Genomic DNA, 13,332 nt, shown 5'->3' with positions numbered 1-13,332 from the left:
AGATCCTCCAAGGAACAAAAATTAACAATTACAGCGTCAGGAAACCGTCGTAGAGCCCATAGGCCGCCACCAGGGCGCCAATGACTACCGCGGCGAAAATCAGCTTCTCGACGTTGGTGAAAATCGGTTTGCCCAGTTCATGCTTGGCCTTGGCGAACAGGATCGCGCCGGGGGCATAGAGCAGGGCGGAGAGCAGCAGGTATTTGGTACCTCCCGCATAGAGCAGCCAGACCGCGTAGATCACCGCAATCGCGCCGATGAACAGGTCTTTTTTGCGCTCGGCAAGAGCGTTTTCGTAAGTCTCACCGCGTACCGCCAGCAACAGGGCGTAGGCCGCCGACCACAGGTAAGGCACCAGGATCATCGAGGTGGCGAGGTATATCAGCGACAGGTAAGTGCTGGCGGAAAACAGCGTGATCACCAGGAACACCTGGACCATGGCATTGGTCAGCCACAGCGCATTGACCGGCACATGGTTAGCGTTTTCCTTGCGCAGGAACTCCGGCATGGTGTGGTCCTTGGCGGCGGCGAACATGATCTCCGCACACAGCAGCACCCACGACAGCAACGCGCCGAGCAACGAGATGATCAAGCCTACGCTGATCAGCACCGCGCCCCAGTGGCCCACCACGTGTTCCAGTACGGCGGCCATCGACGGGTTCTGCAGCTTGGCCAGTTCCGGCTGGGTCATGATGCCCAGGGACAGTACGTTCACCAGCATCAGGAACAGCAGCACGGTGATAAAGCCGATCACCGTGGCCTTGCCCACGTCGCTGCGTTTTTCCGCACGGGACGAGAAGATGCTCGCGCCTTCGATACCGATAAACACCCACACGGTGACCAGCATCATGTTGCGTACCTGGTTCATCACGCTGCCCAGGTCGGGGTTTTTGATGCCCCAGATGTCAGCGGTGAAGATGTCCAGCTTGAACGCGAACACGGCGATCAACACAAACAGCACCAGCGGCACCACTTTGGCGACGGTGGTCACCAGGTTGATGAACGCCGCTTCCTTGATCCCGCGCAGCACCAGGAAATGCACGGCCCACAACAGCACCGAGGCGCCGATGACCGCCGCCGGGGTGTTGCCTTCGCCAAATATCGGGAAGAAATAACCGAGGGTGCTGAACAGCAACACGAAGTAACCGACGTTACCCAGCCAGGCACTGATCCAGTAACCCCAGGCGGACGAGAAACCCATGTAGTCGCCAAACCCGGCCTTGGCGTAGGCGTACACGCCGCCGTCGAGGTTGGGCTTGCGATTGGCCAGGGTCTGGAACACGAAAGCGAGGGTCAACATGCCAACAGCGGTAATCACCCAACCGATCAGCACCGCGCCGACATCGGCACTGGCGGCCATGTTTTGCGGAAGTGAGAAGATCCCGCCGCCAATCATTGAGCCCACGACCAGTGCAACCAGTGCACCTAATCGAAGTTTTCCGGGAGATTCAGACATTGCATGACTCCAATGCAGGAGAAGAGAGACCACAGATTAAATCCGTGCGCTAATCAAACAGCTGACTCAGATCACTTCATTGGCACATTCCATTGTGAATTAATGACTTATGATGAAAGCTGCGGGCGCACGACTACCCCGGAAATACGCTTTTCAGAGCCTTTCCGTTTTAAATAACAGGTTTTCTCATTGGTGTGGACGATTGAAGTTAGTCCTTATTTCAAGATATGCAAACGTTTAAAAAAGCGTTTTATCGGAATCGATAGGTTCAAAAAAATTAGTCTTATTTAAATAATAAATTGCTCGGGGCGTTATTTGTTGTAATGCCAGTGAGTTATGAGGTTTATAGGTTTATTCACAATAGCTATTAAGCGCGGATAAGACTTCAAATAGCCGTCGAGTGCACAGTTGTTGCCTCAATAAATGTAGTTAATCAGGAATATTCATGTCTCAACCGACGGAAAAACTTCGGCTCGGCGCGCTGATCGCCTTGGTCGTGGGCTCGATGGTCGGCGGGGGGATTTTCTCCCTGCCGCAGAACATGGCCGCGCGCGCCGAAGTGGGCGCGGTATTGATCGGCTGGGCGATCACTGCCGTGGGCATGCTGACCCTGGCCTTCGTGTTCCAGACCCTGGCCAACCGCAAACCCGAGCTGGATTCCGGTGTGTATGCCTACGCCAAGGCTGGGTTTGGCGACTACATGGGCTTCTCGTCCGCCTGGGGTTATTGGATCAGCGCCTGGATGGGTAACGTCGGTTATTTCGTGCTGCTGTTCAGCACCCTCGGTTACTTTTTTCCGGTGTTTGGCCAGGGCAATACACCGGTGGCCATCGGCTGCGCGTCGCTGTTGTTATGGGCCGTGCATTTCCTGGTGCTGCGTGGGATCAAGGAAGCGGCGTTCATTAACCAGATCACCACCGTGGCGAAGATCGTGCCGTTGATCATGTTTATCGTGATCGCTGCCGTGGCGTTCAAGGCTGATATCTTCACCCGCGATATCTGGGGCCTGGGCAATCCGCAGTTCGGCAGCGTGGTCGATCAGGTGCGCAACATGATGCTGGTCACGGTGTTTGTGTTTATCGGAATCGAGGGCGCCAGCGTGTATTCGGCGCGGGCCGAAAAACGCTCCGACGTGGGCCGCGCCACGGTGATCGGGTTTCTCGGCGTGCTGGCGCTGCTGGTGTTGGTGAACCTGTTGTCGTTGGGGATCATGAGTCAGCCGGAATTGGCCGGCCTGCAGAACCCGTCGTTGGCGGGGGTACTGGAGCATATCGTCGGCCCATGGGGCGCGCTGCTGATCAGCATTGGCTTGGCGGTGTCGTTGCTGGGAGCGTTGTTGTCATGGGCGTTACTCTGCGCCGAAATCCTCTACGCCACAGCCCATGACAAGACCATGCCGGCCTTCCTGAAAAAGGAAAACGCCAACCAGGTGCCGGTCAATGCGCTGTGGCTGACGAACGTGATGATCCAGGCCTTCCTGGTGATCACGCTGTTTTCCCACAGCACCTACACCAGCCTGATTTACCTCGCTTCGTCGATGATTCTGGTGCCCTACCTGTGGTCGGCGGCTTATGCCGTGCTGTTGAGTGGGCGCGGCGAAACCTATGAAGGCGCCCAACACCACCGCGTGAAGGACTTGCTGGTGGGCCTGACGGCCCTCGGCTATGCCGTGTGGCTGCTTTACGCGGGTGGTTTGAAATACCTGCTGCTGTCGGCGTTGCTCTACGCGCCGGGAGTGGTGTTGTTTGCCCTGGCCAAGCGCGAGCAGGGCCTGCCCTTGTTCACGCATGTGGAAAAAGGCATTTTCGCCTGCGTGATTGCAGGCGCAGGGCTGGCGGCGTATGGGCTGTATAGCGGGGTGTTGTCGTTGTGAGACTGGCCTATCAACCGCCCTATGACTGGGCGGCCATGTTGGGGTTTTTAGCCGCGCGGGCGATCACTGGGTTGGAGACGGTGGTGGCGGGCGTGTATCGGCGCAGTATCAGCGTGGGCGAGCAGCATGGCTGGATCAGCGTCGCGCCAGGTTCGGGAGATTGGCTGGAGGTAACGATCGACTTTCCTGACCCTGCGGCGTTGCCCGAGATCGAGCGACGGCTGCGCCGGATGTTTGATGTGGACGCCCAGCCTGAGTTGATCAACCCGCAGTTGGCGAAAGACCCATTGATGGCGCAACTGGTCGCGGCTCGCCCGGGCCTGCGGCTGCCAGGCACGTGGGATGGCCTGGAGTTGGCGATCCGCGCGGTGCTGGGCCAGCAAATTACGGTGGCGGCGGCGATCCGCCTGGCGGGAAAGTTGGTCGCGCAGTACGGCCAGCCGCTGGAGACACCGCATGACGGGATCACCTATGTGTTCCCTATGCCCGATGTCTTGGCGGCAGCGGACCTGGCTACGTTGGGCATGCCCAAAGCCCGAGGCCGAACGTTGTCCGGTGTCGCCCAGGCGTTGCTGGATGACCCTGAATTATTTCAACCCAAGGCCAGCCTCAAGGAAGGCGTGGCGCGCTTGGTGGCCTTGCCGGGGATTGGCGACTGGACGGCGCAGTACATCGCCATGCGCCAGTTGCGCGAGGCGGATGCATTTGCGTCGGGGGATATCGGCTTGATCAATGCGCTGGCGGCGCTCGAGGGTGGGCCGGTTTCGGCGCGGCAGTTGTTGGCGCGGGCTGAAGCGTGGCGACCGCTGAGGGCGTATGCGGCGCAGCATTTGTGGACGTCGTTGAGCCGGGCGGATTGATAGCGGATGTGAGGGCCTCATCGCGAGCAAGCCCGCTCCCACATTTGTACCGTGCACATCTTTTGGAATGCGGTCGAATGTGGGAGCGGGCTTGCTCGCGATAGCGGTAGTCAGCTCACCACTGCGGCCGATGCGAGCCCAATTCCCCCGCCGGCAAATCCCACTGCAACGGTGTGCCGCTGATGGTCACCGGCGGCAACAATCGATGCGCCGGCCCCCAACTGGTTTGTTCCTCCACCACCCCTTGATCCTCTGCCTCTTCGGCTCGCAGCGCCGGCTGTTCCGGCACCTGACCCGCGTCCACCAACAACTTCGCCGTGCGCGCCAATGACAACCGCGCCGAGCCGCCACGGCCGGATTTCAATCGCTCGCTCAACGCCTGGATCGCACTGGCCGCCATCAAATACCCGGTTGCATGATCCAGCGCCTGCAACGGCAGTGGCACCGGTTTGTCAGCCTGCTTCCAGGCCATGCCCGCAACGGCGATCCCGCTGCTCATCTGCACCAGGCTGTCGAACCCCCGGCGATTGCGCCACGGGCCACTCCAGCCGTAGGCATTGAGGCTCACGTCGATGAGGCCGGGGGCAAGGTGTTGCAGTTCGCGGGAGGTGTAGCCGAGTTGTTCCAGGGCATCGGCGCGGTAGCCGTGGAAGAGGATGTCGGCGTCCTTGAGCAACCCTTCGAAAACCTGCCGGCCTTCCGGGGTTTTCAGGTCAAGGCGCGCGCAGCGTTTGCCCAGGGTCATTTCAGGGACCACACCCGGTTCGTTCCAGGTGGGTGAGTCGATGCGCAGAACATCCGCGCCCAACCCAGCGAGGAAACGACTGGCCACGGGACCGGCCAGTACGCGGGTCAGGTCCAGTACCTTGATTCCGGCCAGTGGGCGCGCCACCGAGCCGAGCCAGGGTTTGTCGGTGAGGGTTTCGAAGGTCTGGCGCTGGACCAGATCCTCGGCATTCACCGCCAGACCCTGCGGATGAGTCAGCCAGGCCTGCGAGGAACGCATCTGCGCGGCACAACCGCCTTCATCGGCAATCGTCTGCTCCAGTTCGGCGGCGTTCCAGGCGGCGACCTTGCTGGCCATCTCGGCGCGGTCGACAACCTTGCCGAGCACCCGTTCGGCGGCGGCACGGTGATGGGGCGCGTTGGTGTGCAAGCGAATCCAGCCGTCGGCGCTGGCATAGTCACCGGCCACCGGGTCCCACAGCGGTGGCACTTGCCAGCCCACCGGGCGAATCGACGACGAGAACCAGAAGGAAGCAAGGCGCCGGTCGACACTGACGCTGGGCAAGCGCCCGGTCTGATGCTGGATCAGTTGGGCGACGGCCTGGCCGGCGGCGCTGATGCTGGCGCTGGCCAGGTCGGTCACGGCGAAGGTCGAGGGCAGGGCGCCGGCCTCGGTAAAGGTCAGCGGCGTTTGCGGTAGATCGAGTGCGGCTTGGATGGGAGTCAGCAGGTCAGTCATCAAAGGCCCTCCGTAAGAGAAGGGCCACTAAAAAGATCATCACACCGGTGTGACAACCCCAGGCTCCAAGGGCAGGTCGAGACTTGCAATAAAACCACCGTTGGCATGATTGGCCAGAATCAGGCGGCCGCCATGGCGCTCCGCTGCGCGCCGTGCAATCGCCAGGCCCAGGCCGTGGCCCTGGGCGGTCTGGCCGGGCGCGCGATAGAACGGTTCGCCCAGCAGGCTGAGGTGCTCGGCTTCCACGCCGGGGCCGTGATCGCGCACGCTGATCAAAATCCGTTCGCCCTGGCGTTGGGCCTGTAACTCGATCGGTTGGCCTACCGGATTGAAACGCTGGGCATTGCGCAGCAGGTTATCCACAGCGCGTTCGATCATGGTCGGCCAGCCCTTGAGGTGCAGATCGGTTTCGGCGGTGAGGTGCACCACCTGGTCAGGCGCGCTGAGCTGGGCGTCTTTTTGCAGGGTCTTGAGCAGCGGGGTGAGGTCGACTTCTTCAGCGCTGGCGTTGTCGGCATCGACGCGGGCCAGTACCAGAATCTCGCTGATCAGCGCTTCGAGACGGTCGCATTCGCGGGTCAGGCGCGGCCAGAGTTTCTCGCGCTCTTCGGGGCTGGCGCGTTCGGCCAGGGCCAGGGCGATACGCAAGCGGGCCAGCGGCGAGCGCAGTTCGTGGGACACGTCCCGCAGCAGTTGGCGCTGGCTGCCGATGAGGCTCTGCAGGCGGGCGCCCATACGGTTGAAGTCGGTGGCCAGCACGCCGAACTCATCGCGCCGGTTGGCCAGGCGCGCCAGGCTGTTTTGCTGGTAGGTGGCCTGGCCGAGGTCATGCACCGCACCGCGCAGGCGGCTCAACGGGCGGGTGATGGACAGCGTCACCAGCAGGCTGAACAGGGTCAGCACCACCAGGGCAATCGCCAGCGCGCTCAACGGCCAGACCAGGCTGCTGCGGTGCCAGGCGTCCAGTTCCGGGTGGGGGATGCGGTAGATCAGCAGGTAGGTGTCGCCGGTCTTGTCGCTGGTGTACTCGGCGGTCAGGCGCCGCCAGGGCAGGTGGCCGTCCTTGTTGTCGTTCTGCCGTGCTTCGAAGGCGGCGGCGCGGCGCGGGAAGGTGCCGCGCACCACGGGCTCGCCGCTTTCGTTCAGCACTTGCACGTCGATGTGGTACTGGCGCTTGCGCTGTTGCAGCAAGTCCTGCGCAGCGTCCTCGCCCTGGGCTTCGTAGAGTTGGGTCCACTCTTCGGCCAGGTTATTGAGGCCGGGGTGGCGGCTGAGAATCCAGGCATCTTGATTAAGCATGTGCCCAAGCAGGATCGACAGCCCGGCAACCAAGGCGATGGCCAGCCAGAAACTGGCCAGGATGCGCCAGAATAATGAACGCACAGGAAACCCTCAAACAGGAAAAGCCCAGTGGCGTGGGCCACTGGGCTGGGAGCGTTAACGCGGGGGCATTATTGCGCTTTTTGCGGCTGTTGCGCTTTCCAGGCCTGGAATTCCTTCCACTCGGCGCGGCGCTGTTCTTGCTTCTTGACGATCTCGTCGAACTTCTTCTGTTGATCGGGTTTCAGCACTGCGCGGATATCCGCCTGAGTTTTCTGCTTGCCGGCAGCCATTTCGTCTTGCATGGCTTTCTGGTCAGCGGCCGGGAGTTTGTCCAGGTACTTTTTGACCAGGTCTTTGCGAGCGTGCCATTGGTCGCCCATCAGCCTGCCGATCTGCTGGCGCTGTTCCTTGCTCAGGTCCAGCTGGCTGAACGGGCCACCTTTGCCACGCGGACCGTGTTCACCGCCGTGGCCCGGGCCACCCATCATGTGGCCTTCAGGACCGCCCATCGGGCCTGGGCCTTCGGGCATGGCGGCCATGGCAACGGTAGGCAGGGCAGCGGCGAACATCAGAGCGATTAGGGTCTTGCGCATGGTGATTCTCCTGTCTCTATTCCGGTGAGTCCGGATGTGAGTAGATTACGGAGATCAAGGTCAGCGGCGGTCAGGGGAGGGTAAAGGTTTGGTAAGGGGAGGGCGGCAGTTGCAAGCTGCAAGCCTTAAGCTGCAAGTGGAGCGTTTTCGCTTGCAGCTTAAGGCTTGAAGCTTGCGGCTGCTTCAAAGGCTGTAATAGTAGCCGCGACTGCGCAACGCCACGATCCGTGGCCGGCCATCCTGGTGCGGGCCGATTTTTTTGCGCAGGTTGCTCACGTGCATGTCCAGGCTGCGATCGTAAAGGGTCAGTTTGCGGCCCAGGGCGATCTGCGCCAGTTCCTGTTTATCCAGCGGCTCGCCAGGCTGGCGCAGCAAGGCTTCGAGCAGGCGGCTTTCGGAGACGGTGAGGGTGAATTCCTGATCATCGATGCTGACCACGCCGCGCACCGGGCTGAAGCACAGGTCGCCCAATTCCAGTTGGCTCGACACGGCGGCCGGGTGGCTGCGGCGTAATACGGCGCGCAGGCGGGCGGTCAGTTCGCGCGGGTCGCAGGGCTTGGCCAGGTAATCGTCGGCGCCCAACTCCAGGCCGAGGATGCGGTCCAGCGGTTCGCCACGGGCCGAGAGCATCAGCACGGGCAATTCCGGGTGGTCGTTGCGCAATTGTTTGAGCAACTCCAGGCCGCTGCCGTCGGGCAGCATCACGTCGAGTACCACCGCTGCCGGAGCGGTGTCGGCCAAGGCTTTGCGGGCGCTCAAACCGTCGTGGCAGGCGCGCACCTGGAAGCCTTCCTGGCTCAACCAACTGGTCAGCAGCTCGCAGAGCTCCTGGTCATCATCTATCAGTAACAGCTCGCTCATGACTCACTCAATTTAGCCATTGTCGACGGCGACGGTGCCCACCGCTGGCGAAGATCCCGCACAGCAAGGCGATCAGCGCGACGGCCCCACCGGTGACGAACCACTGCTGTTGCTCGGTCAGCCATCGGGTCAAGGCGCCGCCCTGTGTCTCTTTGAGTTGCTGGGCCAGGCGTTGGTTCTCCTGGCGCAAGCGATTCAGTTGAGCACTTTCGCGTGCGGCGTCTGCGGTTTGCAGTTGCTTGCTCAGTTCTTCACGCAGCCGTTCGCTTTCTTTCAAGCGTTGCTGCAATTCGGTGATCTGGCTGCCGGCACTCAAGGACAGGGGCGTGGAACTGCCGGTGTTCGAGGTTTCTTCAGCGTGGGCCGTAGCCCCGATCATTAACACTGCCAACAGACACAACTGACGTAAGCGCATCGGAACTCCTGATTCCACACGAATATTCAGAACGTTGTCGGCAGGTTACCGGGAATAATGAGCAATTAGGAGCGCGCCGAACGCAATTGGTTCGGCGCGACCGGGTTCAACAAAGGTAGGTCAAGGCAGGACTTGCTTGAACGGCTTGACCACGACATTGGCGTAGACGCCCGCCGCTACATACGGGTCAGCATCGGCCCAGGCCTTGGCATCGGCCAGGGACGCGAACTCGGCGACGATCAGGCTGCCGGTGAAACCGGCCTCGCCCGGGTCATTGCTGTCGACCGCCGGGTGCGGGCCGGCGAGCACGATGCGGCCTTCGGTTTGCAGCACTTTCAGGCGTTCGACGTGGGCGGGGCGCACGCTCAGGCGTTTTTCCAGCGAGTTGGCGACGTCGGTAGCAATGATGGCGTAGAGCATGTCAGTCCTCGGTTTTCGGCGTAGTAGGGTCGGTGTCATGCAGGTGGCGCGACAGGTAGATGCCTTGGCCAACCAGGAACAACAAGGTCATGCCCAGGCTGCCGAACACTTTGAAGTCGACCCAGTAGCTCTGGAAGGTAAAGGCCACGAACAGGTTGGCGGCGCCGCAGAACAGGAAAAATACGATCCAGGCTACGTTCAAACGCGTCCAGACCGGCTCCGGCAGGGTCAGTGCGTGGCCCATGATCCGCTTGATCAGCAGGCGATCACCGATGAAGTGGCTGCCGATGAAGGCCAGGGCGAACAGCCAGTTCACCACCGGGGCTTTCCATTTAAGGAAGGTTTCGCTGTGGAAGGCCAGGGTCAGGCTACCGAAGACCAGGCACGCGACCAGGGTCAGCCATTGGCTTTTTTCCAGTTTGCGCTGGGAGATGAAGAGGGCGCCGTAGACCACGAGCGAGCTGATGATCAGTACTGCGGTGGCACTGTAGATGCCTCCGAATGACAGCTCATGGCCGGCGATATCGATGACCCGAGGGTCGAGTTTGTAAACGATGAAAAACAGCAACAGCGGGATGAAGTCGATGAATTGTTTCACAGTAAGAGCCAGAAGCTGGATGTGGCGGCATAATAACAAACATCCTTGGTAGCGAAAGCGCCAGCTGACTTGAGGTTACACACTCCCGTGAATGTTGATTTGCACTGCCACAGCACGGCCTCCGACGGCGCTCTCGCGCCCGCGGTACTGGTTGCGCGTGCGTTTGAAAAAGGCGTGCGAGTCCTGTCGTTGACCGACCACGACACCCTCGAAGGCCTCGACGAGGCCCGTACGGCGGCGCATGCCCTGGGCATGCAACTGGTCAACGGCGTTGAATTGTCCTGCACCTGGGGCGGCGCAACCATCCATGTGCTTGGCTACGGCTTCGATCAAAACGCCCCGGCGTTGGTGGCCGCCATCGCCCAATTGCACGATGGCCGCTGGCTGCGGTCCGAAGAAATAAGCCGAAAACTCAGCCTCAAAGGCATGCCCAACGCCCTCGAAGGCGCCCGCGCCATCCAGCAGGAGCTGGGCGATAGCGGCAATGCACCGGCCCGTCCGCACTTTGCCGACTGGATGGTGCGTGAAGGTTTTGTCAAGGATCGCGCCGAAGCCTTCCGCAAATGGCTGGGTGCCGGCAAGTTGGGCGACGTCAAGCAGCATTGGCCGACCCTGGAAGACACCGTCGAGACCCTGCGGGCCTCCGGGGCCTGGGTCAGCCTGGCGCACCCCTGGCATTACGATTTCACCCGCAGCAAGCGCCGCAAGCTGATTGGCGACTATATTGGAGCGGGCGGCCACGCAATCGAAGTGGTCAACGGGCATCAACCCGCCGAACAGGTGGGCAGCCTGGCGATTCTTGCCCGCGAATTTGGTCTGCTGGTCAGCGCCGGCAGTGATTTTCATGGCCCAGGCGGCTGGTCCGAGATCGGCGAGTATCGCCCCGTCCCGGAAGACTTGCCGCTCTTGTGGGGGCGATTCAAGCATGACCCCATTATTGCCACCGTCTGAACAGGTAGAACACGTGAGTCAATTCTTCCAGATTCATCCGGAAAACCCTCAACCTCGCCTGATCAAACAGGCCGTGGAGATCATTCGCGCCGGCGGTGTGGTGATCTATCCAACGGACTCGTCCTACGCCATCGGTTGCCAGATCGGCGACAAGGGCGCCGTGGAGCGGGTCAGGCGCTTGCGTGACCTGGACAAGAATCACAACTTCGCGCTGATCTGCAGCGACCTGTCCCAGTTGGGGCTGTTCGCCAAGGTCGACACCGGCACGTTCCGCCTGCTCAAGGCCCACACGCCCGGCCCTTACACCTTTATTCTCAACGCCACCCGCGAAGTGCCGCGCCTGTTGCTGCACCCGAAAAAGCGCACCATTGGCCTGCGTGTGCCGGAGCACCCGATTGCCCTGGCGTTGCTCGCCGAGTTGGGTGAGCCGCTGATGAGCGTGTCGTTGATCATGCCGGGCGACACCGAGCCGCTGGAAGACCCCTACGAAATGCGCCAACTGCTGGAAAAGCAGGTGGACCTGATCATCGACGGCGGTTTCGGCGGCGGCAAAGCCTCTACGGTGATCAACCTGGCCGATGGCGAGCCGGAAGTGGTGCGTGTGGGCTGCGGCGACCCGACCCCGTTTATGGTCGAGGCCTGAATGTCGGTCGTGGAAACCGTCGACAGCCAGGCGGGTGCGCAGCAGGAACTGCCGTTTGCCATGGTCTACGGCCAGGCCGTGCTGGAAATGCCGCTGGATTTGTACATCCCGCCGGATGCGCTGGAAGTCTTCCTTGAAGCCTTCGAAGGCCCGCTGGACTTGCTGCTGTACCTGATCCGCAAACAGAACATCAACATTCTCGACATCCCCGTGGCGGAAATCACCCGCCAGTACATGGGGTATGTCGAGCTGATGCAGTCGGTGCGCCTGGAACTGGCCGCCGAGTACCTGGTGATGGCCGCCATGCTCGCCGAGATCAAGTCGCGCATGCTGTTGCCGCGCTCGGAGACGATCGAAGCCGAAGAGGATGACCCGCGCGCCGAACTGATCCGCCGCCTGCAGGAGTACGAACGCTTCAAGGCCGCTGCCGAAGGCATCGACGGCTTGAGTCGCGTTGGTCGCGACGTGGTGGTGCCCAAGCTCGACGCCCCGGAAGCCCGTGCGCGCAAGTTGTTGCCGGACGTGAGCCTGGAAGAACTGTTGATGTCCATGGCCGAAGTGCTGCGCCGTGGTGACATGTTTGAACATCACCAGGTCAGCCGCGAGGCCCTGTCGACCCGCGAGCGCATGAGTGATGTGCTGGAACGCCTCAAGGGCGGGGGGTTTGTGCCGTTTGTCGAGCTGTTTACCAAAGAGGAAGGGCGCTTGGGGGTGGTGGTGACCTTTATGGCGGTCCTCGAACTGGTCAAGGAATCCTTGGTCGAGTTGGTCCAGAATGAGCCTTTTGCGGCTATCCACGTGCGGGCGCGAGCCGAATAAAGAGCTGAATCGATGAATCTGACTGAACCCCGCGAACTGGCCCCGCTGCTGGAGGCCTTTCTTCTGGCCTCGGGTAAGCCGCAATCCCTGGAGCGCCTGTTCGAACTCTTTGAAGAAGCCGAACGTCCGGAACCGCCGGTGTTCAAGAAGGCGCTGGAGATTTTGCGCAAGTCCTGCGACGGCCGTGCCTTTGAACTGCGCGAAGTAGCGTCGGGTTATCGCCTGCAGATCCGTGAGAAATTTTCCCCGTGGGTCGGCCGCTTGTGGGAAGAACGCCCACAGCGTTATTCACGGGCGATGCTGGAGACCATGGCGCTGATCGCCTATCGCCAGCCGATCACCCGGGGCGAGATCGAGGACGTGCGGGGCGTGGCGGTCAACAGCCATATCGTCAAGACGCTGCTGGAGCGCGAATGGATTCGTATCGTCGGCTACCGCGACGTGCCCGGCAAACCGGCGATGTTCGCCACCACCAAGGTGTTCCTCGACCACTTCAACCTGAAGAACCTAGACGACCTGCCGCCTCTGGCCGAACTGCGCGAAATGGAAGTCGAGCCGGTGCTCGACTTCGACGACGCCCCGGTCCCTGCGAGTTTGCAGGAACTGGCCGACGCTACTGCCGAGCCGGAAGAGCCGAAGGACGAAACCAGTTTCCACACCTTGTTGCTGGAACTGGACGACATGGAGCTGGGAATCAAGACCGACTTCGACGATTTGCTGCGTGACGGTGCTGTCGAGCCGGAAGCGGAGGTGAACGTTGAAACGGAGCCTGCGGTCGAAGTTGAACCCGAGCCCGAGCCCGAGGAAGACATCCTCGGCGTCGCCGAAGCCCGCGAGAAACTGCTTGCCGCCGTCGCAGCCCTCGAGCAGCCGCCGTTGAACGATGAAGAGGACGAAGCCCGCGCCCTGGCCGAAGCCATCGAAAACGAGCGGCGCCAGTTCGAAGACTGAACCGTTGATCGTTCCCACGCTCCGCGTGGGAATGCCGCCTTGGACGCTCTGCGTCCGCTTGTGACGCGCAGCGTCACGGGATGCATTACCACGCTGAGCGTGGG

The 13,332-nt window shown here is 61.4% G+C and carries 14 protein-coding genes; 6 read left to right on the top strand and 8 right to left on the bottom strand.

Annotation, left to right across the window (positions count from 1 at the left end):
- Positions 1 to 28 precede the first annotated feature (28 nt).
- A complete protein-coding gene (gene arcD, locus ACR52_RS17630) occupies positions 29 to 1,456 on the bottom strand; it encodes an arginine-ornithine antiporter (protein WP_048726961.1) in 1,428 nt (475 codons plus the stop codon).
- Between the two features lie 445 nt (positions 1,457 to 1,901).
- Here arcD (ACR52_RS17630) and arcD (ACR52_RS17625) point away from each other — a divergent pair, with 445 nt between their 5' ends.
- Both arcD (ACR52_RS17625) and ACR52_RS17620 read left to right on the top strand, forming a co-directional pair.
- The gene (gene arcD, locus ACR52_RS17625) at positions 1,902 to 3,329 is read left to right on the top strand and encodes an arginine-ornithine antiporter (protein ID WP_048726959.1); all 1,428 of its coding nucleotides are present in this window, start codon (positions 1,902 to 1,904) and stop codon (positions 3,327 to 3,329) included.
- Positions 3,326 to 4,189, top strand: coding sequence for a DNA-3-methyladenine glycosylase family protein (locus ACR52_RS17620; RefSeq protein ID WP_048726957.1), 864 nt, complete (start codon positions 3,326 to 3,328; stop codon positions 4,187 to 4,189). Before arcD (ACR52_RS17625) ends, ACR52_RS17620 begins: the two co-directional genes overlap by 4 nt.
- 115 nt (positions 4,190 to 4,304) lie before the next feature.
- On the opposite strand, the gene ACR52_RS17615 is transcribed toward ACR52_RS17620, so the two are convergent.
- The 7 genes from ACR52_RS17615 to ACR52_RS17585 form a co-directional block, all read right to left on the bottom strand.
- Positions 4,305 to 5,654: a CoA transferase gene (locus ACR52_RS17615; RefSeq protein ID WP_048726954.1), complete on the bottom strand. Its 1,350-nt coding sequence runs from the start codon at positions 5,652 to 5,654 to the stop codon at positions 4,305 to 4,307.
- A 39-nt stretch (positions 5,655 to 5,693) separates the two neighbouring features.
- Positions 5,694 to 7,037 carry a sensor histidine kinase gene (locus ACR52_RS17610; protein WP_048726952.1) on the bottom strand — a complete coding sequence of 448 codons (1,344 nt, stop codon included), beginning with the start codon at positions 7,035 to 7,037 and terminating at the stop codon, positions 5,694 to 5,696.
- A 68-nt stretch (positions 7,038 to 7,105) separates the two neighbouring features.
- Complete coding sequence (locus ACR52_RS17605; RefSeq protein WP_048726950.1) at positions 7,106 to 7,570, bottom strand: LTXXQ domain protein; 465 nt, start codon at positions 7,568 to 7,570, stop codon at positions 7,106 to 7,108.
- Between the two features lie 183 nt (positions 7,571 to 7,753).
- Complete coding sequence (locus tag ACR52_RS17600) at positions 7,754 to 8,431, bottom strand: response regulator transcription factor (protein ID WP_048726947.1); 678 nt, start codon at positions 8,429 to 8,431, stop codon at positions 7,754 to 7,756.
- A 7-nt stretch (positions 8,432 to 8,438) separates the two neighbouring features.
- Positions 8,439 to 8,846, bottom strand: coding sequence for a translation initiation factor 2 (locus tag ACR52_RS17595; protein WP_048726945.1), 408 nt, complete (start codon positions 8,844 to 8,846; stop codon positions 8,439 to 8,441).
- A 120-nt stretch (positions 8,847 to 8,966) separates the two neighbouring features.
- Positions 8,967 to 9,266, bottom strand: coding sequence for a YciI family protein (locus ACR52_RS17590; RefSeq protein ID WP_048726942.1), 300 nt, complete (start codon positions 9,264 to 9,266; stop codon positions 8,967 to 8,969).
- Between the two features lies 1 nt (position 9,267).
- Positions 9,268 to 9,864 carry a septation protein A gene (locus tag ACR52_RS17585; protein ID WP_048726940.1) on the bottom strand — a complete coding sequence of 199 codons (597 nt, stop codon included), beginning with the start codon at positions 9,862 to 9,864 and terminating at the stop codon, positions 9,268 to 9,270.
- A gap of 87 nt (positions 9,865 to 9,951) precedes the next feature.
- On the opposite strand from ACR52_RS17585, the gene ACR52_RS17580 reads away from it, so the two are divergent.
- The 4 genes from ACR52_RS17580 (at position 9,952) to scpB (ending at position 13,228) form a co-directional block, all read left to right on the top strand.
- Complete coding sequence (locus ACR52_RS17580) at positions 9,952 to 10,815, top strand: PHP domain-containing protein (protein WP_048726937.1); 864 nt, start codon at positions 9,952 to 9,954, stop codon at positions 10,813 to 10,815.
- 13 nt (positions 10,816 to 10,828) lie between these two features.
- Positions 10,829 to 11,458 carry an L-threonylcarbamoyladenylate synthase gene (locus ACR52_RS17575; RefSeq protein WP_048726935.1) on the top strand — a complete coding sequence of 210 codons (630 nt, stop codon included), beginning with the start codon at positions 10,829 to 10,831 and terminating at the stop codon, positions 11,456 to 11,458.
- Between the two features lie 120 nt (positions 11,459 to 11,578).
- A complete protein-coding gene (locus tag ACR52_RS17570) occupies positions 11,579 to 12,277 on the top strand; it encodes a segregation and condensation protein A (RefSeq protein WP_173439289.1) in 699 nt (232 codons plus the stop codon).
- 12 nt (positions 12,278 to 12,289) lie between these two features.
- Entirely contained in the window at positions 12,290 to 13,228 is a 939-nt protein-coding gene (scpB, locus tag ACR52_RS17565) for an SMC-Scp complex subunit ScpB (RefSeq protein ID WP_048726930.1), read from the top strand.
- The last annotated feature ends 104 nt before the right edge of the window (positions 13,229 to 13,332 follow it).

Origin of the sequence: Pseudomonas fildesensis (assembly GCF_001050345.1) — a bacterium.
GTDB lineage: Bacteria > Pseudomonadota > Gammaproteobacteria > Pseudomonadales > Pseudomonadaceae > Aquipseudomonas > Aquipseudomonas fildesensis.
Note: the sequence above shows the minus strand (reverse complement) of the source record. Positions and strands in the feature narration are given on the sequence as shown.

What these genes read in the sequence shown, in the direction of transcription:
- arcD (WP_048726961.1), bottom strand. Translation starts at nt 1,456, where the DNA reads ATGTCTGAATCTCCCGGAAAACTTCGATTAGGTGCACTGGTTGCACTG.
- arcD (WP_048726959.1), top strand. Translation starts at nt 1,902, where the DNA reads ATGTCTCAACCGACGGAAAAACTTCGGCTCGGCGCGCTGATCGCCTTG.
- ACR52_RS17615 (WP_048726954.1), bottom strand. Translation starts at nt 5,654, where the DNA reads ATGACTGACCTGCTGACTCCCATCCAAGCCGCACTCGATCTACCGCAA.
- ACR52_RS17605 (WP_048726950.1), bottom strand. Translation starts at nt 7,570, where the DNA reads ATGCGCAAGACCCTAATCGCTCTGATGTTCGCCGCTGCCCTGCCTACC.
- ACR52_RS17600 (WP_048726947.1), bottom strand. Translation starts at nt 8,431, where the DNA reads ATGAGCGAGCTGTTACTGATAGATGATGACCAGGAGCTCTGCGAGCTG.
- ACR52_RS17595 (WP_048726945.1), bottom strand. Translation starts at nt 8,846, where the DNA reads ATGCGCTTACGTCAGTTGTGTCTGTTGGCAGTGTTAATGATCGGGGCT.
- ACR52_RS17590 (WP_048726942.1), bottom strand. Translation starts at nt 9,266, where the DNA reads ATGCTCTACGCCATCATTGCTACCGACGTCGCCAACTCGCTGGAAAAA.
- scpB (WP_048726930.1), top strand. Translation starts at nt 12,290, where the DNA reads ATGAATCTGACTGAACCCCGCGAACTGGCCCCGCTGCTGGAGGCCTTT.